The sequence below is a fragment of the Pseudomonas sp. Root71 genome (assembly GCF_001429045.1).
Taxonomy (GTDB): Bacteria; Pseudomonadota; Gammaproteobacteria; order Pseudomonadales; family Pseudomonadaceae; genus Aquipseudomonas; species Aquipseudomonas monachiensis.
Map to the genome: position 1 here is coordinate 191,686 of NZ_LMHY01000028.1, position 20,313 is coordinate 211,998.

Sequence of the window (20,313 nt, forward strand, 5' to 3'; positions counted from 1 at the left end):
TGAACACCGCCCACACAGAGGGTCATGCATTCAACTGGAGGGCCTGCTGCACCGCCCCATCCACACTCAACCCACTCAGCACCACCCCACTAACCTCCGCCTGCGGCAACACCGCCAACGCCGCTTGTGCGTCGTCTTTCAGACGCGCCAGAATCAGCTGTTTGCCCCCCTGATGCACCCGCACAAAAAACTCCTGCAACGCCTCAATGCTGGTGCCATCCAGATCGGGCGATTCCTCAAGACTGAGGATCACCGTATGAACCGGCGTTTGCGAATGCCGGATCAAGTGCAAGGCACCGCCAAGAATCCGCTCGACGTTGGCAAAAAACAACGCCTCACCCGGCCGCACAATCAACACGCCCGGCACCGTTTGCGCCGTTGGATGGCGCTGCAGGTCGACAAAGTCGTGACCGCTATCGATGCGCCCCAGGATCTGGATATCCGCCGCCGACATCTGCTTGAGCATCAGCAACACACTGATCGCCACCGCCACCAGCAAACCGTCCAGCACCCCCAGCAGCAACACAGCCCCCACGGCGCAGATCACCAGCAAGCGGTCTCGGCGCCAGATGAAATAGCGTCCCAGCGGCTGCAGGCTCAAGCCCCGCCCCAGGGCATGAATGACGATGGCGGCGAGGATCGGTTCCGGGGTCAGGGCGATGTAAGGCAGCACCGTCAGGACAATGACCAGCACCACCAGCGCCGCCACGATACCGGCCAGGCGCGAAGTGGCACCGGCTGCCTCATTGGCCGACGTCGCCGAATACCCCGCGCCCGCCGGCATGCCGTGGAACAGGCCGGACAACAGGTTGGAAGCCCCCAGCGCCAGCAGGTCGCGGTTCGAGTTGACGCGGTCGCCATGCTTGAGCGCATAGGCACTGATCGAGCCATAGGATTCCGCATACAGAATCAACACCATGGCGAACGCCAATTCCCCCAGACGCAGCCAGTCGGCAAACGGCAGCACCGGCAGTTTCGGCACCTCCAGGCTCAGGTCGATCACGCCGATCAGCTTCACGCCATAGGCCGGCAGGTCCAGCCACTGTCCTGCCGCAATGCCGATCACCACCACCAACAAACCACCCGGCAAACGCCAAAACCGCGCAAACAGCCATAACAGGGCCAACGCCACGGCACCGACCACCGCTGCGGTCCGGTTCCATTGCGGCAATTGCTCCAGCAGTTGCGGCAGAAACCCCACCAGATTGGCATCGGTCAAATGCACGCCGACCACGCTGGCGACCTGCTTGAGGATGATGGTCAGCGCCAGGCCAAAGGCAAAGCCGCGCAGTACCGGCTTGGCAATGAACGAGGTCACGCCGCCGAGCTTGAACATCCCGGCCAGCAAAAAAAACACCCCGGTCACCAGCACCAGGCCGAAGGCCAGGGTCGAGCGAAGCCCGGGGTCGCCATTGGCCAGGGTGGCGGTCGCCGCAGCCAGTACGGCGGCGGAGGATGAAGTGGCCGAGACAATCGCAAAGCGGCTGGTGCCGAACAGGCCATAACACAGCAGCCCGGCAAACAAGGCGATCACCCCGGCCTGAGGCGCCAGTGCGGCGATGCTTGAATAGGCGACCGCTTCGGGCAGCAACAGGCCGGCAATCGACAAACCGGCCAACAGGTCCTGCCAGCGGTTGGGTTGCTCGGTGGGATTAGCCTTTGGGGCGTTCGACAATCCAGTGCCTCCAGGCGAAAAAAAACCGCTGCACGTATCACGTGCAGCGGCCACTGTAGCTGTCAATCCGGCACTGCGCGAGCAGGCCGGTCGATCATGCGGTCAGCGAGTAGATCAACGCCGTGATCGCCACCAGGCCCACCGCCGTCACGAAGACGTTGGATGCCTGACCGCGATAGCGTGCCATCGCCGGCACCTTGCGGATGGCGTACATCGGCATCAGGAACAGGATCGCCGCGATCACCGGGCCGCCGAGGGTTTCGATCATGCCGAGAATGCTCGGGTTCAGCGTGGCGACGATCCAGCACACCACCAGCATGAACGCGGCAGTCATGCGGTCCAGGGCCTTGGCGGACGGACGCTTGCCGCTCTTGACGATCAGGCCCTTGAGGCCTTCGCTGGCGCCGATGTAGTGCCCCAGGAACGACTTGGAAATGGCCACGAAGGCAATCAACGGCGCCGCAAAGGCGATAGTCGGGTTGCTGAAGTGGTTGGCCAGGTACGACAGGATCGACAGGTTCTGCGCCTTGGCTTCAGCCAGTTGCGCTGGCGACAGGGTCAGCACGCAACTGAAGACGAAGAACAGCACCATCACCACCATCAGCAGATGGGCGCGGGACAGGATCTGCGAGCTGCGCTCCTCGGCGTGTTCACCGTAGCGACGCTTCTGGTCCACGGCGAACGCCGAGATGATCGGCGAGTGGTTGAACGAGAACACCATCACCGGAATCGCCAGCCACAGGGTATGCAACAGCGCCGACGGCGCCGGCACGCTGCTCGCGGTGGTGAGGATGCCGCCGTTCCAGTGGGGAACCAGGTACACCGCCAGGAACAGCAGCGCGACGATGAACGGATAGACCATCAGGCTCATGGCCTTGACGATCAACTGCTCACCACAACGCACCACCGCCAGCAGGCCGAGGATCAGCACCAGCGACAGCACGGCGCGCGGTGGCGGCATGATGTGCAGTTGATGTTCCATGAAGCTGCCGACCGTGTTGGTCAGGGCCACGCTATAGATCAGCAGGATCGGGAAAATCGCGAAGAAGTACAGCAAGGTGATCAGCGCGCCGGCCTTGATGCCGAAATGCTCTTCCACCACCTCAGTGATGTCGGCGCCTTCGCGACCGGACAGCACGAACCGGGTCAGCCCGCGGTGCGCGTAGAACGTCATCGGGAACGCCAGCAACGCCAGGATCAGCAGCGGCCAGAAGCCGCCCAGGCCTGCGTTGATCGGCAAAAACAGGGTTCCGGCACCAATCGCCGTGCCAAAAAGGCCCAGCATCCAGGTGGTGTCCTGGCGATTCCAGCTTGAAAGCGTCGCGGGTGTCGCTTCTACATAGCGTTCGTTAACGCTATTGGCCTGATCATTCATCCGGTGGGATCTCCACATTCCGGTCACTTGCCACCCGGCCAGGACGCGTCGGAATACCCGACAGGCGGCGTCCGGCCGAAACAGGGGCGGCATTCTGGGGGATTAGTGAGCAGAAGCAAAGACTTAGGTGAGGAACGGTGGTACCAGATAGACGAAAATCCTCTGTGGGATATCCCCTGTGGGAGCGAGCTTGCTCCGGGCGGCGTTCCGACGATAGCGGTGTATCAGTCGGAGAATAGGTTGCATGTGCCGCAGCCATCGCGAGCAAGCTCGCTCCCACAAGGACCTGCGGTGCAACTGCGCGTCATCGCCAAAACGCAATGCGCGCTTGATAAAGGTCTACCATCATGTATTTATAACCGACCAGCATTCCTTCCGGAGTCTTCCCATGCCACTGGTTCGCGTCGACATCAAAAAACACCGGGACCCCACCCACGCCAAACGCATCGGGCAACTGATCTATGCCGCCATGCGCCAGACCATTGGCGTACCGGAACACGACAACTTCCAGATCCTGGCCGAACACGACGAGCAGCATTTCATCTTTGATCCCGAGTATCTGGGCATCAACCGCAGCGACAACCTGGTCGTCATCCAGATCACCCTCAACGAAGGGCGAACCCTGGAGCAGAAAAAAAACCTCTACAAAACCATCGCCGAAAGCCTTAACGCAGAGCTGGCGGTGCGCCTGGAGGACGTTTTCATTAATCTGGTGGAAGTGAAAAAAGAGAATTGGTCATTCGGCAACGGAGTTGCCCAATACGCCCTCTGATGTCCAACCTGCAAACCGAGAATGACCCATGCCCCGAGTTTCCCGCAAACAAGCCGACCTCAACCGCGAGACCATAGTCGATGCCGCCACACGGCTGTTTCGTGAACGCGGCTTGCACGGGATCAGTGTGGTCGATGTGATGGCCGCCGCGGGCCTGACCCACGGCGGTTTCTACGGGCACTTCGAATCCAGGGAAGCCCTGGCGCAAGAGGCCAGTGGCCGGGCTTTCGATCAGGCCGCGCAACGCTGGCTGGGACGGGTGGCCGAGCATGACAGCAAGGACGCCGCCCGCCGCGCCGTGCTCGAAACCTACCTGTCCAACGAAAGCCGGGACAATCCGGGCGACAGCTGCCCAGTGGTGGCGTTTGCCGGGGACATGTGCCATGAGGCCGCCGAGAGCGGATTGCGCCAAACCTATCTGCAAGGCCTGAACAACCTGCTTGATTCCCTCGGCTCGCTGCTGGACGCAGAGGACGAAGCCGGCAAACGGCAGCAGGCGCTGGTGCAGTATTCGCTGATGTTCGGCGCGCTGATGCTGTCCCGGGCCACCCGCGGCGATCCGCTGTCGGATGAAATTCTCGAAGCTGCCCGGGCCGCCCTCACGCCGTCGAAGTAAATCGCCCGCCCCCACGCAATAAAAAGATCGCAGGCTTCGCCAGATCCTACACTCAGCGCAGTGCCCTCAACGGCGCAGGAGCTGCCACGGGCCGCGATCGCTGGTGGTTGCCAAGCCACCCTGAAATCAGCAATCTCAAGTGACGTTCGAACCGATTTTTCGATGCCCAGGGAGCCAAGCATGCCCGTAACCGTTCTGGTACTGGTTGAAACCATCAATGATTACCTGCCTATCCTTGAACATCAGGGCTTTCACCTGATCCTGGCCCCGACGCCCACCGAGCGCGCCGAAGCCATCGCCCGCCACACCGGGCAGATCGACGCCGTCCTCACCCGTGGCCCTCTGGGGCTATATGCCGATGAAATCGCCGCCCTGCCCAACCTCAAGATCATCTGCGTGATCGGCGCCGGCTATGAACACGTCGACCTGCAGGCCGCGGCGAACCGGGGCATCACCGTCACCAATGGCGCCGGGGTCAACGCCTCGTCCGTCGCCGACCATGCCATGGCGCTGCTGCTGTCGCTGGTACGCGACATTCCTCGCTGTGACGCCGCCGTACGGCGCGGCGAGTGGCCGAAGATCATGCGCCCTTCCCTGGCCGGCAAACGCCTGGGCATCCTCGGCCTCGGCGCGGTCGGCATGGCGATTGCCAAACGCGCCAGCGCCGGTTTCGACATGGACATTTGCTACCACAATCGCCAGCGTCGCAGCGATGTGTCCTACACCTTCTGCTCGACCCCGACCGAACTGGCACGGGCCTCGGACTTCCTGATCGTCGCCACCCCCGGCGGCGTGGGCACCCGGCAACTGATCAATCGCCAGGTGCTGGACGCGTTGGGCCCCAACGGGTTTATCGTCAATATCGCCCGGGCCAGCGTGATTGCCACGGCCGACCTGATCGCCGCCCTGGAGCAACGCCGGATCGCCGGTGCCGCGCTGGATGTGTTCGACGCCGAGCCGAAGGTGCCGGATGCACTCAAGACCCTGAGCAACGTGATCCTCACTCCCCATGTCGCCGGGCTGTCCCCGGAAGCCACCCAGGGCACCGTCGAACTGGTGGGCAAGAACCTCGTGGCGTTTTTCTCCGGCCAACCGGTGCTCACACCGATCGAACTACCGTCGGCCGAGAGCCAGCTCGCCCATTGATGGCGAGTCAAACAGCTGTATCAAAAACAATGATTGGCCGGCAACACGCTCACCTATAAGAGCCGTTCGCGGTTGTAGGTGCGCAGTGTGCGCATTAGATTAGCCAATAGTTCAAGGCCTCCAGAATAAGCAGAAGGGATAAGCATGGCGCTTAACGACCAGTCCACCCGTATCCGCACCGGCGAAGAGCTCGATGCCAGCCTGATCGATCCGTATCTCAAGGCCCATATTCCGGGGCTCAGCGGCTTGCCACGGATCAGCCAGTTTCCGGGCGGCGCTTCAAACCTCACCTACTTGCTGGAATACCCCGAACAGGAATTAGTCCTGCGTCGCCCGCCCTTCGGCCACAAGGCCAAGTCGGCCCACGACATGGGCCGGGAGTTCCGCATCCTCAATCAACTGCGCGACGGATTTCCGTACTGCCCGAAAGCCTACGTGCACTGCACCGACGAATCGGTGATCGGTGCCGAGTTCTATGTCATGGAACGGGTCAACGGCATCATCCTGCGCTCAGACCTGCCGCCGGAACTGGGCCTGGACTCGGCGAAAACCGAAGCCCTGTGCAAGAGCTTCATCGACAAGTTCGTAGAGCTGCACCGCGTCGACTACAACGCCTACGGCCTGGGTGACCTGGGTAAACCCGAAGGTTACGTGGCGCGGCAAATCAAAGGCTGGAGCGATCGCTACGAAAAGGCCCTGACCCCCGATGCGCCACATTGGGACACGGTGAAGGCCTGGCTCAACGACAAGATGCCGGCCGACCATCCGACCTCCAGCATCGTGCACAACGACTACCGCTTCGACAACGTGATCCTCGACCCGAACAACCCGATGCAGATCATCGGCGTGCTCGATTGGGAACTGACCACCCTGGGCGATCCGCTGATGGACCTGGGCAACACCCTCGCCTACTGGATCGAAGCCGATGATCCGGCGCCGGTGCAGATGATGCGCCGCCAGCCGAGCCATGCACCGGGCATGCTGACCCGCCGCGAATTCGTCGACTACTATGCCGAACGCTCGGGCATCCGCATCGACAACTTCGACTTCTACTACACCTACGGCCTTTTCCGCCTGGCCGGCATCGTGCAGCAGATCTACTACCGCTTCTACCATGGCCAGACCCAGGACAAACGCTTCGCGCAGTTCATTCACATGAACAAGCTGCTGGAGCAGATGAGCTTGCAGGTCATTTCGAAATCCAGCCTCTGATCAGCTTCATCACAAGGCTTAATAACAAGGGAATCCCATGTCCAAGACTCAGTTGTTCGACCTCGACGGCAAGATCGCTTTCGTCTCCGGCGCCAGCCGTGGCATCGGTGAAGCCATCGCCAAACTGCTGGCCCAGCAAGGCGCCCACGTGATCGTGTCGAGCCGCAAGTTCGAAGGCTGCCAGCACGTCGCCGACGCGATCATCGCCGCCGGAGGCAAGGCCACCGCCGTTGCCTGCCATATCGGCGAAATGGAACAGATCAGCCAGGTCTTCGCCGGCATCAAGGAACAGTTCGGCCGCCTGGACATCCTGGTCAACAACGCCGCGACCAACCCGCAGTTCTGCAACGTGCTGGACACCGACCTCGGCGCCTTCCAGAAAACCGTCGACGTGAACATCCGCGGCTACTTCTTCATGTCCGTCGAAGCCGGCAAGTTGATGCGCGAAAACGGCGGCGGCAGCATCATCAACGTGGCCTCGATCAACGGCGTTTCACCGGGCATCTTCCAGGGCATCTACTCGGTGACCAAGGCGGCGGTGATCAACATGACCAAGGTGTTCGCCAAGGAATGCGCGCAGTTCGGGATTCGCTGCAATGCCTTGCTGCCGGGCCTGACCGACACCAAGTTCGCCTCGGCACTGGTGAAAAACGAAGCCATCCTGAACACCGCGCTGCAACAGATCCCGCTCAAGCGCGTAGCCGACCCGAGCGAAATGGCCGGCGCAGTGTTGTACCTGGCCAGCGATGCTTCCAGCTACACCACCGGCGTTTCGCTGAATGTGGATGGCGGTTTCCTGTCCTGATCGTCTGAACAGCACAAATCCCTGTAGGAGCGAGCCTGCTCGCTCCCACAGCGTAAAAACCCGATTTACTGCGTGACGCAACGCGTCGTGGTGGTGACTCGGGTCACCTGCCCGTCTTCAGCCCGTACATCGCCCAGGACATCGGTTTTATCCATGGCCTGGCAGGTGCGTTCAGGAGGGGGTGGAGTGACCACAGGCGGGGGTGGCGGACTGGAGCAGCCGCCGAGGATCGCCACGCACAATGCCAGCGACAAGGGTGAGATAACGCGTTTCCCAAGAGTTTTCATAGGTTGACCCGCGATAAGTGATAGACACATTTTTTGTGACAACAAAACCGGCGCGCAAAGTCCATACACCTGTCAAAAAAAATAAATATCTGCGAATCACTCATAGCGCAGCCCGTGGCCAACACCCGTAAAAGCTGACAGTTCTTACATCGCCGTATCAGGCCGTTGCAAGGAATTACTGTCCAGTTCGTAACGCAGTTCTTCGATCAATACAGTGACCGACTGCGCCGTCTGCAACGTGCTCATGTGCAGGCCACTGACCACCAGGTCCACCTGGCCCGACACCGGGTGGTAGAGCTTTACGGTCAGCGAATGGTCGCCGGTGACACTGCATTCGCAAGCCAGGGGTGAAAAACTGCGCTCGATCAGCATCCGCAGTTGCGCCTGGGTAATCATTGCAGCGAGGCCTGGCGGGTTGAAGCATCGGGTAACTGGCTCATGAGGCTGTTCCTTTTGGCGGTTTACCAAGGCGGCGCCGACGACTTGGAGCCATCTGCCGCACCTCCTCAGCCTAAAAACCACCACACCGGGTCGACACATGAATTTGCACCCTGCGCTCTAGTGCATTTGCACCTTAACGCTACCCCCTGGGTCGCCATTCACTGGAGAACAGTCCCCGCTCCCTCGCCCAGACAATCGCCTCGCTGCGGCTGTGCACACCGAGCTTGGAATACACCGTCGCCACATGGTTGCGCACCGTGTTCGGCGCCAGCTTCAGGCGCGCGGCGATTTCCTTGTCGGCCCGGCCTTCGCAGATCAGCCCCAGCACATCGCGCTCCCGGGCGGTCAGGTCGGCGAAGGACACACCGGGCAGTTCCGGTGAGTTGAAGCGCTTCACGTTGGCCAGTTTTTCAATCAGCGTGCGGCTGAACCATGAGGCGTCCTTCATCACCTCCTCGATGGCCGACACCAGTTCCAGCTCGGTGCGCTTGCGCTCGGTGATGTCCATCAGCACCAGCAGATAACAGGGGATGCCCTGAATGTTCACGGTGTCCGCCGACACCGCGCAATCGATCAGCCCGGCGTCTTTCCTGCGCAGGCGCACGTCGATGCGATCCAGGCTGCCGGTTTTCTCCAATGCGGCGAACAACCGAGTGCGTGCGCCCTTGTCGTCGATGAAATCGATCTGCGCGATGTTCTCGCCCAGCACCTCTTCACCCGGATAACCGAGCGTATCGAGGAACGCCTCGTTGACGTCCAGCACCACCTGGTCACCCGCGCCACACACCAGTATTGGCACCGGAGACAGCCGAAACGCCTTGGCAAAGCGTTCTTCGCTTTGGCGCAGAGCCACTTCGGCCTTGTGTCGAGGCTCCATGTCGACGAAGGAAAACAGCATGCAGGCCTCATCGTTGAGTTCCAGCGGCTGGCCGGCGACGATGACCTGCTTGCTGCCGCCATCCGGTAGCCGCAATTCGGCCTGCATCTGCGCGATGGTCCCCCCTTCGCGCAAACATTGCTTGGCCAATGCCTTGTTTTCGGCTTGCTCCAGTACATCCAGTTCATAGGTGGATGTGCCGATCACCTGATCGCGAGAGTAGCCGGTCATTTCAAGGAAGCCGGGATTGACCTTGATGTAGCGCAGATCACTGAGGCGACAGATCACCGCTGGCGCGGGGTTGGCAGCGAAGGTTTTCTCGAAGCGCTGCTCGGCGCTGGCCCACTCGGTGACATCGTCCATGATCAGCACCAACGACTCTGGTTCGCCCTGGCTATCGGCCAGTACCAGGCTGCGCACGCGATGGACCCAGCTGTGCTCTTCTTCATCGGCCGCCGATGCCACCACCACCAGCACGTCACTAAACGTCTCGCCACGGGCCACACGGTTGATTGGATAGCTGTCGACCGGCACCAGGTGATTGTTGCGATAGCGCAGGACGAAGCGCTTGGCGTAGGCCTTGGCATCGGGCCCCAGATCGCTGACCTGCGAGACGCCGTGCATGGCCAGGGCAGCCTCATTGGCCCAGCGAATGGTCTGGTCGGGGTCGAGCAGGATCACCCCGTCGGACAGCCCGGCGATGATCTGCTGCAACTGGCGACGATTGGTTTCGGTGGTCAGGACGTCCTGGCTCATTGCGACCCCACAAGTATGGTGACCCTGTGAAGAGTACGACCTTCGAGCTTAAGGTTAGTGCAACGAACCCTGTGGGAGCGGGCTTGCCCGCTCCCACAGGAATTAGTGTTCAGTTGGAGTTTTGCAACACCAGTTCGCGCAACGTATCGAGAAACAGCTTGAGCACCGGCGAATCATCGTCCGCGCGGTACGTGGCGTACAGCGGCACCTCCGGCAACGCCGGGGTCAGGCGCCGGAACACCAGGCCCGCCGGCGCCAATTGCTCGATGGATGCCGGCAGCAACGCCACGCCGAAACCTGCCCGCACCAGGCTGAGCAAGGTTTGCACCTCGATCACCTGCTGGCGGATCTGCGGGGTGAACCCGGCCTGGATGCAGCACTGGAAGAGAAAATCGGCGAACCGCGATTGCTTCAACTCCAGGGCGACGAATGGCTCCTGAGCCAGATCCGACGGCGCCAGGGTTTCACGCTTTGCCAACGGATGATCGACCGGCATGACCACCCGGATCGGCTCGTAGATCAGCAGTTCATTGCGCAACTGCGGGTCGTCATACCCGACCCGGAACACACAGGCGTCGATGCGTTTTTCCTTGAGCGCCTTGACCTGCGCCGCCGGGGTCATCTCATGCAGGCGCCAGTTTACTTGCGGATAACGCTCGCGAAACAGGTGCAAAGCCCGAGGCAGCACCCCGACCATCACTGAGCTGATCATGCCGATTTCCAGTTCGCCCAACTGGCCACGGCCGGTCTGGCGCGTCAGGTCCAGCGCGCGGTTGAGTTGTTCGAACACCAGCGGCGCCTGTTCCTTGAGCATCTGCCCGGCGGCGGTCAACTCGACCCGGTGATGGCTGCGCTCGAACAATGGCGTGCCCAGTTCCTCCTCCAGCAGACGGATCTGCTGGCTCAGGGGTGGCTGGCAGATATGCAAGCGGGTGGCGGCCCGGCCGAAATGCAGCTCTTCAGCCAGGGCCATGAAGTACCTCAGCAAGCGCAAGTCCATGCCCGTTATCCCAGGTTCAGCGGTGTAGAGCGCTGGCGCACGCCGATCAGGCTGAACAGGGCATTGGCAATGGCCGGGGCCACCGACGGGCTGCCCAGCTCACCGACACCACCGGGCTTGGCCGGATCGCCGTCGACCAGCAGGATGTCCACCGCCGGCATGTCCGACATGCGCGTCACCCGGTAATCATGGAAGTTGCTCTGCACCACCCTGCCTTGCTTGATGTCCATCCGATCGAACAACGCGTGGCCGAGCCCCCACATCAAGCCGCCGTAGATCTGCTCTTCAACGCCGCCGGGCGACACCGCCAGGCCGCAATCGACCACGCAGGTGAGCTTCTCGACCTTGATCACGCCGTCCTTTTGCGACAGGCGCGCGACCACCGCAATGAAGCTGGTGTAACCCTGGTTCGTGGCGATTCCCAGCGCCGTGCCTTCGGGCAGCGGCTGCCCCCAGCCGGCACGCTCGGCAGCGCTTTTCAAAACAGCGACATGCCGTGGCCGGTCCTGCATGTTGGCCAGGCGAAAAGCCAACGGGTCTTGCCCGGCGCCATGGGCCAGTTCATCCATGAAGCTTTCCACGGCGAACACATTGGGGATGAAGCTCACCGAGCGATACCAGCCACTGGGCACCTGGCTCTCGTGCCTGACCCATGTCAGGTCGAGGTTGGCCGGGCGATAGGCGAAATCCCAAGCGGTGATGGCTTCGGTGGTGCTGTAGTCCATTTTGTCGGGGCGCTCGAAATAGCCCGGCTCCCACTGCTCCGGCGAGGCCGGCGACACCGCGTCGAGCTGCAGCGCGGTCAAGCGACCCTGCGCATCCAGCGCACCTTTGGCCCGGTGCAGCGTGGCCGGGTGCATGAACAATGAACGCATTTCGTCTTCGCGGCTGTTCATCAGTTTCACCGGCACCCTGGCTTGCTGCGCCAGGTAGGCCACTTCGAACAACCAATACTTGGCTTCCCGCGCTCCGAAGCTGCCGCCGGACACCCGTTCGTTGATGGTGACTTTGTCCTTGGTGAACTTGCATATGACTTGCGCCGCTTCCAGCGCCGACGAAGGCACCTGCACCCCGCCCCAATAGGTGATGGCGTTGTCCTTGACCTGCGCGGTGACGCAGATAGGTTCCAACGGATTCTGCACCTTGTAGGGCATGCGGTAATCGGCTTCGAGCAGCTTTGCCGCATTCGGCCATTGTGCGTTCACATCACCCGCAGCCATGGCGGACACCCGTTGCGCGCCTTTGTCCGCCAGCGCCGCTACCTGGGCCTTGGCCAGTTCATCACTGTCGAAACCCGCCAGCGGCGAGTCGCTCCACTGCACCTTGAGCAATTCGCGCCCCTGATGCGCGGCCCAGTAACTATCCGCCAATACCGCCACGCCTTCGACGTTACCGCCGAGGACATCGGGACGCCCCGGCACCTTGATCACCTTACGCACGCCCGGTACCTGCAGCGCAGCCGCGCTGTCCACCGACACAACGGTCGCCCCCAGCACGGGAGCGCGTTGAATCACCGCCACCAGCATGTCCGGCAACACCACGTCGATGCTGTATTTGAAGCGCCCGCAGACCTTGGCCTGGGCATCGCGCTTGTGCCGCAGCTTGCCGATGTACCTGAACTGCGCCGGGTCCTTGAGCGTGACCTTGGCCGGTGCCGGCAGATGCGCGGCGACACCCACCAGTTCGCCATAACCGAGGCTGCGCTTGCTCGCCCCATGAACCACGCGGCCTTCTTCAGTGATGCAACTGTCGGGGCTGACTTTCCACTGTTTGGCAGCCGCCGTGATCAGCAACGCCCGGGCCGTGGCACCGGCCATGCGCAGGCGGTCGTATTCCAGCGAGACGCTGGTGCTGCCGCCGGTGGAGAAGACTTTCCAGATCGGGTGAATGTAGGTTTCGAAGAACGGATCTTCCGGCGAGATCACCTGCACGGTCATCGGATTGACGTCCAGTTCCTCGGCCACGCAGGCGGCCAGGGCCGTGTGTGTTCCAGTGCCGGAATCGTGTTTATGCACCACCAGCTTTACCGTGCCGTCGGGCAGGATACGCACCCAGGCGTTGGGTTCGAATTCACCGGCAGGTGCCGGGGCTTTCGGGTCAGTCGCGGCAAGGCTCGAAGGCAGGTAAAACGCAATGGCCAGGCCGGAAGCAACAGTCGCGGTTTGCTTGAGAAACACCCGTCGCGAAACATCCATCGGGGAGATCGTCATCACGCCTCCTTCGGCGCGTTGGCCGCGCGCTTGATCGCTTTGTTGATCCGCCCGTAAGTGCCGCAGCGGCACAGGTTGCCGGACATGGCATTGCGGATCGAATCGTCGGTCACCACGGCACCAGTGTTGAGCAACGCGGCGGCGGACATGATCTGACCCGATTGACAGTAACCGCATTGCGGCACATCTTCGGCAACCCAGGCCAGTTGCAGCGGATGCTGCTCAGTCGGCGACAAGCCTTCGATGGTGGTGATGCTGTGCCCCGCCACGGCGGCGACCGGCAGTTGGCAGGAGCGCACCGCGACGCCGTCCAGGTGAACGGTGCAGGCACCGCACAGGCCCATGCCGCAACCAAACTTGGTGCCGGTGAGTTTCAAGTGGTCACGCAGCACCCATAACAAGGGCATGGAGGGCGATGTCTCTGCCAGCTCGCGTCGTTCGCCGTTTACCGTGAATTCGATCATTGTCAGGCTCCAAGAGAGCGGCCCGTCTTTGTGCAGGCCTGGTGATCGATTATTGGAAGCCTTGGGAAAAACGGGCCAGCGACGATTTCTGCCATCCTGTGTAAGTAGGACTAACAGCATGTACAAGCGATACCCGTCGGTGCAGTCCATGAGCGCGTTCATCCAGGCGGCGCGCAGCGGCAGTTTCTCCAGCGCGGCGCGCAAACTCGACCTGACCCACAGCGCCATCAGCCAGCAGATCCGCTCGCTGGAAGACTTCATCGGCCAGCCGCTGTTCGTGCGCGAAGGCGGCGGCAGCAACCTGACCGATGCCGGGCAACTGTTCGCCAGTGTGTTGTCCGACGGCTTGGCGCAGATCGACCGGGCGCTGTCTTCGGTGAAGAACCGCAGCGTGGCCCAGCGCCTGACCCTCGACATCGACAGCGAACTGGCCCAGAGCTGGCTCAATCCGCGCCTGCCGCAGTTGCTGGACCTGTTGCCCGACCATGAGGTGGTGCTGTTGTCGATGCCACGCTCGGACCGCAGTGCATTCGAACGGGTGGACCTGGCCTTGCGCTACGGTTATGGCGACTGGGACGACTGCGAGATGACGCAGATTTGCGGGGACCGGGTGATGGCGGTGGCTTCACCGGAACTGCTGAAACGTCATGGTCTGGAACTGCCGTTGAGTCCGGCGCAGATCCTTCAACTGCCATTGCTGGGGTATACGCGACGGTCATGGATTCCGTGGCTGGATGCGGCCGGCATGCCTCCCGTCGAACCTGCGGCGCGGGTGGTGTTCGATAACGCAGCGAACCTGATTGCCGCTGCCGAGGCCGCCGTCGGTGCGGGACTGGTGCGTGGTTTGCTGGCCGCAGATGCCTTGCGCAGCGGTCGGCTGGTGGTGCTGAACGAGGCGCAGATTGCGGCGCATTACAACCTGTATGCGGTGTGGCCGCCGGGGCAGGCCGAGCGGGTGGCACCGGTGGTTGAGGCGGTCAAGCAGTTGGCTGAAAACACATTGCTTTAGGGTCAAAAGATCGCAGCCTTCGGCAGCTCCTGCACTCGTCTCCCGTAGGAGCTGCCGAAGGCTGCGATCTTTGATTTTCCTTCCCCCATATCGAACGCATATCAACCCCTCGCCCAATTAATATTGTACGAACCCGACACCCCCTTCCAATACTTGCCCCCAAGCAGCCAGCGTCCCGAGCCGGATGCGACCAGGCGAGGGAATGCGTGATGCTTTGCGCATAGAAATGGCCGATTACCCGGGACGTGGCTGCTGTGAACCGCAAGGTTCCCTTCCCCGCTATCAGGAGATCGACTTCAATGATCATCGATATCAGCTGCTATCCCACCGATCTGGTGGACCTCGCCTGGAGGCATGACGGTGACCCGTTCACCGGCGAGCGTCTGCTGGAGATGATGGATGGCCCGTACATGGTCAACGGCAAACCTCGCCGCATCGACAAAGCCTTCATCCAGCCACCCCAGGGCAACACCATCTACACCTGGACCGACGGCGATCTGACCGGCCGCGAGTCCATCGACGCCTACATGGCCTACACGCTGAAAATGGTCCAGACCTACCCGGACCGTTTCATCGGCTGCTTCGTCTACAACCCGCGCTGCGGCGTGGAGAACGGCGTCGAGGCCATCGAGCGCTATGTCAAGGAACACGGCTTCAAGATGGTCCAGATGCAGGCCAATATGCACGCCTACCGTCCGGACCGCGCCCTGGACTGGGTGCGCCCCGCCTTCGAGAAATGCGCCGAGCTGGGCATCCCGGTCAAGCTGCACACCGGCGACGGGCCTTACAGCATCCCGTCGGAATGGGTGCCGATGATCAAGGAATTCCCCAACGTCGATTTCATCATGGCCCACTTCGGCGTGCAGACCGGCGGGGTCTACGTGTTCGAGCCGATGCAATGGGCGATGGAATTGCCCAACGTCTACTGCGAATCGGGCTGGTGCCTGCAGTCGCGGATCGTCGAGTTCGCCAAGGTCCTGCCGACCCACAAGATCCTGTTCGGAACCGATACGCCGCCGAACGAACCCGGCATGTGGCTGCGCCTGCTGGAAGTGTTGTGCCACGAACCGCCGCAGGGCCTGAACCTCGACGAGGACACCCTCGAAGAGTACCTGGGCAACAACACCGCACGGATGATCGGCCTCGAACCGACCCCGCCACCTCGTTCCGTTTGCGAAGCAGAGGCGCAGCTCAAGCGCCCCGTCACCACGCAACTGGCCAGGAGCTGAACCGATGATTATCGATACCCATCTGCACCCTACCAACCTGGTCGACGAGGCCTGGCGCCACACCGGCGAACCCTTCACCGGCGAGCGCATGCTCAAGCTGATGGACGGCCCGTACATGATCAACGGCAAGCCGCGCCGCATCGACATGGGCTTCATCCAGCCGCCACCAGGCAACACTGGTTATCGCGACGGCAACCGCCGGGGTCGTGAGGGTGTGCGTGACTACATGTCCTACGTCGCCGAACTGTGCGTGAAATACCCGGACCGCTTCATCGGCAACTTCAACTTCAACCCGCGCTGGGGACCGGAAAACGGTGCGGCGGAGCTGGAATTCCACATCAAGGAATACGGCTTCAAGATGCTCAAGCTACACGCCAACATGCACGGCTATCGCCCGGACCGGGCGCTGGACTGGTTGCGTCCGGCGATGAAGGTCTGCGCCAAGTACAACATCGTGGTGCTGATCCACACCGGGGACGGGCCGTACACCATCCCGACGATGTTCTACCCGATCATCCGCGAGTTTCCGATGGTCAATTTCATCATCGGCCACTTCGGCATCCAGACCGGCGGCAACTACTCGTTCGAAGCGTTCTGGATGGCGATGGACACGCCGAACGTCTATTGCGAATCCGGTTGGTGCTTCCAGTCGCGGATCGTCGAGTTCGCCAAGGACCTGCCGCGTAACAAGATCGTGTTCGGCACTGACTCGCCGCCGAATGAACCGGGCATGTGGCTGCGCGAACTCGAAGTGTTGTGCTCGCCTGCGCCGCAAGGCCTGGGCATCGATGAGGATCACCTTGAGGACTACTTGGGCAACAACATCGCCCGGTTGTGCGGCATCGAACCGACACCGCCGCCCAAGGACCTGATCGAGGCGGACATTCGTCTGACCACGACTTACCTCTAGCGCCTCGGAACCTGTGGGAGCGAGCTTGTTCCGGGCGGCGTTCCGACGATGACGGCGTCACATTCAACACTGACGTCAACTGACCCTCTGCTATCGCGAGCAAGCTCGCTCCCACAGGGTTCTCGCTAGCTTCAAGAGTTACTTGAACGCACAGCATTGCTTTTCACGAGGTGAAACCATGACCCTCTCGACGCTCGGCGATACCCAGGATTTTCACGATTTTCTAGACGCCTATCGCCGGCAATACCCGGACGATGTGCTCACCGTCCGGCAATCCCTTTCAGCCGACCAGGACGTCACCGCCCTGGTCGACACCCTCGCCACCCAGGGCCGCGATCCGCTGCTGATCTGCGAAAAAGTCGGCAACTTCGGCGCGCCGGTGGTCACCAACCTGTTCGCCTCCCGCACCCGCATCGCCCGGATGTTCGGCGTTGCCCCGGCGCAATTGCACGAGACTTTCCAGAAGCGCGCCAACAACCCCATCGCCCCGCGCTACGTGGAAACCGGCCCGGTGCTGGATGAAATCTTCGAAGGCGAAGCCGTGGACCTTGCGCTGCTGCCAATGCTCAAGCACTTTGACAGTGACCGCGGCCCCTATATCACCAACGCGATCATCATTGCCGAAGACCCGGTCACCGGCATTGCCAACATGAGCTATCACCGCTCGATGCGCCATGCACGGCAGACCCTCGCCACCAGCCTGCATTCACGCGGTCACCTGTGGCGCATGCTGCAAACCGCCCGGGAGCGCGGCGAAGAATTGCGCGTGGCCATGGTGGTCGGCGCGCACCCGCTGTTCATGCTGGCGGCGGCGGCACGCTTGCCGTTCGGTAGCGATGAGCGCGCGGTGGCCGGCGGCTTGTTCGGCGCGCCGCTGGAGCTGGTGAAAACCCCGCGCTACGGCATCGGCGTGCCGGCCTTTGCGGAGTTTGTCCTGGAAGGCGCCATCGATCCGACGGCCTATGCCGAAGAAGGCCCGTTCGGTGAGTTCAGCGGCTATTCCTCGGATCGTTCGACCAACAATGTGCTGCGGGTCGACACCCTGATGCGGCGCAAGGATGCCTGGCTGGTGGACGTGGTCGGTGGGCGATATGCCGAACACCTGACCCTGGCGCGGCTGCCCCGGGAAGCGGAAATGAGCGAGAAACTCAAAGCTCGCTTCCCCGCCGTCACCGCCGTGCACTACCCCAATTCCGGCACCCATTTCCACTGCTACGTCGCCCTGGACCAGAGCCGCGACGGCGAGGCGCGGCAGATCATGCTCGCCCTGCTCGGCTGGGACCCGTACCTGAAGACCGTGATCGCGGTGGACAGCGACATCGACATCGGCGACGACAGCCAGGTGCTGTGGGCGCTGGCCACGCACTTCCAGCCGCATCAGGACATCTTCGTCATCGATGGCCTGCCCGGCAGCCCGCTGGACCCGTCGTCCTCGGTCAACGGCACCACCTCGCGCATGGGCCTGGACGCCACTCGCGGCTCTGGTTTCGACGGGATCAAGGCGCAGCTGGACCAGGAAGTGGTCGAGCGTGCCCGCCAACTGCTCGCAGGCCTGCAATCATGAACCGCCAGCGCATGGTGGTCGGCATCAGCGGTGCGTCGGGCTTTATCTACGGCGTGCGCCTGCTGCAATTGCTCGCCGAGTTGAACATCGAAACCCATCTGGTCATCAGCCGCGCCGCACTGCTGACCATGGCCCACGAAACCGACTACAAACTGGCCGACGTCACCGCGCTGGCCAGCCATTACCACCGTGCCGACGACGTGGCCGCCGGGATCGCCAGCGGTTCGTTCCGTTGCCTGGGCATGGTGGTGGCGCCCTGCTCCATGCGCACCCTGGCGGAAATCGCCACCGGCACCTCTTCGGGCCTGATCGGCCGCGCCGCCGACGTCACCCTCAAGGAACGTCGCACCCTGGTGCTGATGGCCCGGGAAACCCCGCTGACCCTCGCCCACCTGCGCAACATGACGGCAATCACCGAGATGGGCGGGATCATCGCCCCGCCCGTGCCGGCCTTTTACGCCCGCCCGCAAGACCTTGCGCAAATGGTCGACCACAGCCTCGGCCGTGTCCTCGACCTGTTCGGCCTCGACGCCGGGACAGCGCGACGCTGGAGAGAACACCCAACCCCCTGTGGGAGCGAGCTTGCTCGCGATAGCGGTGGGTCAGTCCGCATCAATGCCAGCTGATATGGCCTCATCGCGAGCAAGCTCGCTCCCACAGTTGAAAGCACTCCGACCGATCGTTACCAAGGAGCATCACATGAACACCCCATTCAACGCCCCGACCCCGAACACCAAAATCCCGGTGACCATCCTCACAGGCTTCCTCGGCGCCGGCAAAACCACCCTGCTCAACTACATCCTCAAGGAAAACCACGGACGCAAGATCGCCGTGATCGAAAACGAATTCGGCGAAGTCGGCATCGACGGCGACCTGGTGCTCAGCTCCGAAACCGAAGAAATCTATGAGATGGTCAACGGCTGCGTGTGCTGCACCGCCGAGGTCCGCGAGGACCTGGTGCGCATCGTCCGCGAACTGGTGGCGCGGCCCGTGCGGCTAGACCACATCCTGATCGAAACCAGTGGCCTGGCCGACCCCTACCCGGTAGCCCAGAGCTTCTTCATCAACGACCCGATTGCCGATGAAGTGGAACTGGACGCCATCGTCACCATGGTCGATGCCAAGCACATCGCCCAGCACCTGGAAGACCTGCAACTCGACGGCGTGGACAACCAGGCGGTGGACCAGATCGTCTGCGCCGACCGCATCGTCATCAACAAGGTCGACCTGGTCAGCGCCGCCGAAGTGGCGTCCCTGAGCGACAAAATCCGGGGCCTGAATGCCACGGCGGACCTGGTGACCTCGAGCTACGCCGAGATCGATCTGTCGAAGATCCTTGGTATCGGTGCCTTCGAGTCCACGCAGAAACTCATGGAAATCGGCGCCGAACACGACCACCACGCCGATGAGCATCATCACGACCATGACGAGCCCGACCATGAGCACGACCCGAGCGTGTCGTCGGTGGGCATCGCCGTGGACGGCGCGGTCAACCTCGGTGATTTCCATCGCTGGATCACGAAACTGCGTACCGAGCAGGCCGACAACCTGTACCGCATGAAGGGCGTGCTGGCGGTGGCCGATCAAGACCAGCGCTATGTGCTGCAAGGGGTGCACAGCCTCGTCGAGTTCCGGGCCTCCACTTCATGGGGCACCGAACCGCGCTCCAGCAAGATTGTGTTCATCGGCCGCGACCTGGACCGCGCGGCCCTGAACCAGGGCTTTGCCGCCTGCCTGGCAGGCTGAAAAAAGGCATCGGAGCCGGTGGATGGCGGTTCCGGGCACACGAATGACTGATGCCAATCGGTCAAGGCAACACAGAACCTGTGGGAGCGGGCTTGCTCGCGAAGAGGCCGTCACACTCAACATCTTCGTTGACTGACACACCGCTTTCGCGAGCAAGCCCGCTCCCACCGGGATCACTGTGAACCTGAACTCTCCGGCATCAGAACGAATACCCCTCTC

19 protein-coding genes are annotated in these 20,313 nt (G+C 62.1%); 11 read left to right on the plus strand and 8 right to left on the minus strand.

The annotated features are described in order from the left end of the window. Positions 1-22: 22 nt before the first annotated feature. Complete coding sequence (locus tag ASD95_RS23230; RefSeq protein WP_056727710.1) at positions 23-1,675, minus strand: SulP family inorganic anion transporter; 1,653 nt, start codon at positions 1,673-1,675, stop codon at positions 23-25. A gap of 94 nt (positions 1,676-1,769) precedes the next feature. Continuing rightward, entirely contained in the window at positions 1,770-3,050 is a 1,281-nt protein-coding gene (locus ASD95_RS23235; protein WP_056727712.1) for a serine/threonine transporter, read from the minus strand. Positions 3,051-3,438: 388 nt separating this feature from the next. Here ASD95_RS23235 and ASD95_RS23240 point away from each other — a divergent pair, with 388 nt between their 5' ends. The 5 genes from ASD95_RS23240 (at position 3,439) to ASD95_RS23260 (ending at position 7,601) form a co-directional block, all read left to right on the plus strand. Continuing rightward, entirely contained in the window at positions 3,439-3,822 is a 384-nt protein-coding gene (locus ASD95_RS23240; RefSeq protein WP_056727714.1) for a tautomerase family protein, read from the plus strand. 28 nt (positions 3,823-3,850) lie between these two features. Continuing rightward, on the plus strand, positions 3,851-4,438 hold the full coding sequence (locus ASD95_RS23245; RefSeq protein ID WP_056727716.1) for a TetR/AcrR family transcriptional regulator: 588 nt from the start codon (positions 3,851-3,853) through the stop codon (positions 4,436-4,438). A 180-nt stretch (positions 4,439-4,618) separates the two neighbouring features. Further along, positions 4,619-5,584: a 2-hydroxyacid dehydrogenase gene (locus ASD95_RS23250; protein ID WP_056727718.1), complete on the plus strand. Its 966-nt coding sequence runs from the start codon at positions 4,619-4,621 to the stop codon at positions 5,582-5,584. A gap of 144 nt (positions 5,585-5,728) precedes the next feature. After that, positions 5,729-6,796, plus strand: a complete 1,068-nt coding sequence (locus ASD95_RS23255; RefSeq protein WP_056727719.1) for a phosphotransferase family protein — start codon at positions 5,729-5,731, stop codon at positions 6,794-6,796. A 37-nt stretch (positions 6,797-6,833) separates the two neighbouring features. Beyond that, on the plus strand, positions 6,834-7,601 hold the full coding sequence (locus tag ASD95_RS23260) for an SDR family oxidoreductase (protein ID WP_056727721.1): 768 nt from the start codon (positions 6,834-6,836) through the stop codon (positions 7,599-7,601). A 65-nt stretch (positions 7,602-7,666) separates the two neighbouring features. Here the strand turns inward: ASD95_RS23260 and ASD95_RS29250 are convergent, their stop codons facing one another. The 6 genes from ASD95_RS29250 to ASD95_RS23285 all read right to left on the minus strand — a co-directional run bounded on the left by ASD95_RS29250 (position 7,667) and on the right by ASD95_RS23285 (position 13,636). Next, positions 7,667-7,888 carry a hypothetical protein gene (locus ASD95_RS29250; RefSeq protein WP_156385868.1) on the minus strand — a complete coding sequence of 74 codons (222 nt, stop codon included), beginning with the start codon at positions 7,886-7,888 and terminating at the stop codon, positions 7,667-7,669. Between the two features lie 144 nt (positions 7,889-8,032). Further along, positions 8,033-8,284 carry a DUF1652 domain-containing protein gene (locus ASD95_RS23265; RefSeq protein ID WP_056727723.1) on the minus strand — a complete coding sequence of 84 codons (252 nt, stop codon included), beginning with the start codon at positions 8,282-8,284 and terminating at the stop codon, positions 8,033-8,035. 184 nt (positions 8,285-8,468) lie between these two features. Beyond that, positions 8,469-9,962 (minus strand): helix-turn-helix transcriptional regulator, encoded by a 1,494-nt coding sequence (locus tag ASD95_RS23270; protein ID WP_056727724.1) that lies wholly within the window; start codon positions 9,960-9,962, stop codon positions 8,469-8,471. Positions 9,963-10,071: 109 nt separating this feature from the next. Then, the gene (locus ASD95_RS23275) at positions 10,072-10,962 is read right to left on the minus strand and encodes a LysR substrate-binding domain-containing protein (protein WP_056727727.1); all 891 of its coding nucleotides are present in this window, start codon (positions 10,960-10,962) and stop codon (positions 10,072-10,074) included. Positions 10,963-10,967: 5 nt separating this feature from the next. After that, positions 10,968-13,172, minus strand: coding sequence for a xanthine dehydrogenase family protein molybdopterin-binding subunit (locus tag ASD95_RS23280; RefSeq protein ID WP_056727729.1), 2,205 nt, complete (start codon positions 13,170-13,172; stop codon positions 10,968-10,970). Next, the gene (locus ASD95_RS23285) at positions 13,172-13,636 is read right to left on the minus strand and encodes a (2Fe-2S)-binding protein (RefSeq protein WP_056727731.1); all 465 of its coding nucleotides are present in this window, start codon (positions 13,634-13,636) and stop codon (positions 13,172-13,174) included. The genes ASD95_RS23280 and ASD95_RS23285 overlap by 1 nt, the downstream gene beginning before the upstream one ends. A 118-nt stretch (positions 13,637-13,754) precedes the next feature. On the opposite strand from ASD95_RS23285, the gene ASD95_RS23290 reads away from it, so the two are divergent. The 6 genes from ASD95_RS23290 to ASD95_RS23315 all read left to right on the plus strand — a co-directional run bounded on the left by ASD95_RS23290 (position 13,755) and on the right by ASD95_RS23315 (position 20,094). After that, positions 13,755-14,645 carry a LysR substrate-binding domain-containing protein gene (locus ASD95_RS23290; protein ID WP_056727733.1) on the plus strand — a complete coding sequence of 297 codons (891 nt, stop codon included), beginning with the start codon at positions 13,755-13,757 and terminating at the stop codon, positions 14,643-14,645. Between the two features lie 299 nt (positions 14,646-14,944). Then, the gene (locus ASD95_RS23295; RefSeq protein ID WP_056727736.1) at positions 14,945-15,874 is read left to right on the plus strand and encodes an amidohydrolase family protein; all 930 of its coding nucleotides are present in this window, start codon (positions 14,945-14,947) and stop codon (positions 15,872-15,874) included. A gap of 4 nt (positions 15,875-15,878) precedes the next feature. Then, on the plus strand, positions 15,879-16,784 hold the full coding sequence (locus ASD95_RS23300; protein ID WP_053158646.1) for an amidohydrolase family protein: 906 nt from the start codon (positions 15,879-15,881) through the stop codon (positions 16,782-16,784). A gap of 178 nt (positions 16,785-16,962) precedes the next feature. After that, on the plus strand, positions 16,963-18,348 hold the full coding sequence (locus ASD95_RS23305; RefSeq protein ID WP_056727738.1) for a UbiD family decarboxylase: 1,386 nt from the start codon (positions 16,963-16,965) through the stop codon (positions 18,346-18,348). Beyond that, complete coding sequence (locus tag ASD95_RS23310) at positions 18,345-18,974, plus strand: UbiX family flavin prenyltransferase (RefSeq protein ID WP_056727739.1); 630 nt, start codon at positions 18,345-18,347, stop codon at positions 18,972-18,974. The genes ASD95_RS23305 and ASD95_RS23310 overlap by 4 nt, the downstream gene beginning before the upstream one ends. 73 nt (positions 18,975-19,047) lie before the next feature. After that, complete coding sequence (locus ASD95_RS23315; RefSeq protein ID WP_056727741.1) at positions 19,048-20,094, plus strand: CobW family GTP-binding protein; 1,047 nt, start codon at positions 19,048-19,050, stop codon at positions 20,092-20,094. Positions 20,095-20,313 lie beyond the last annotated feature (219 nt).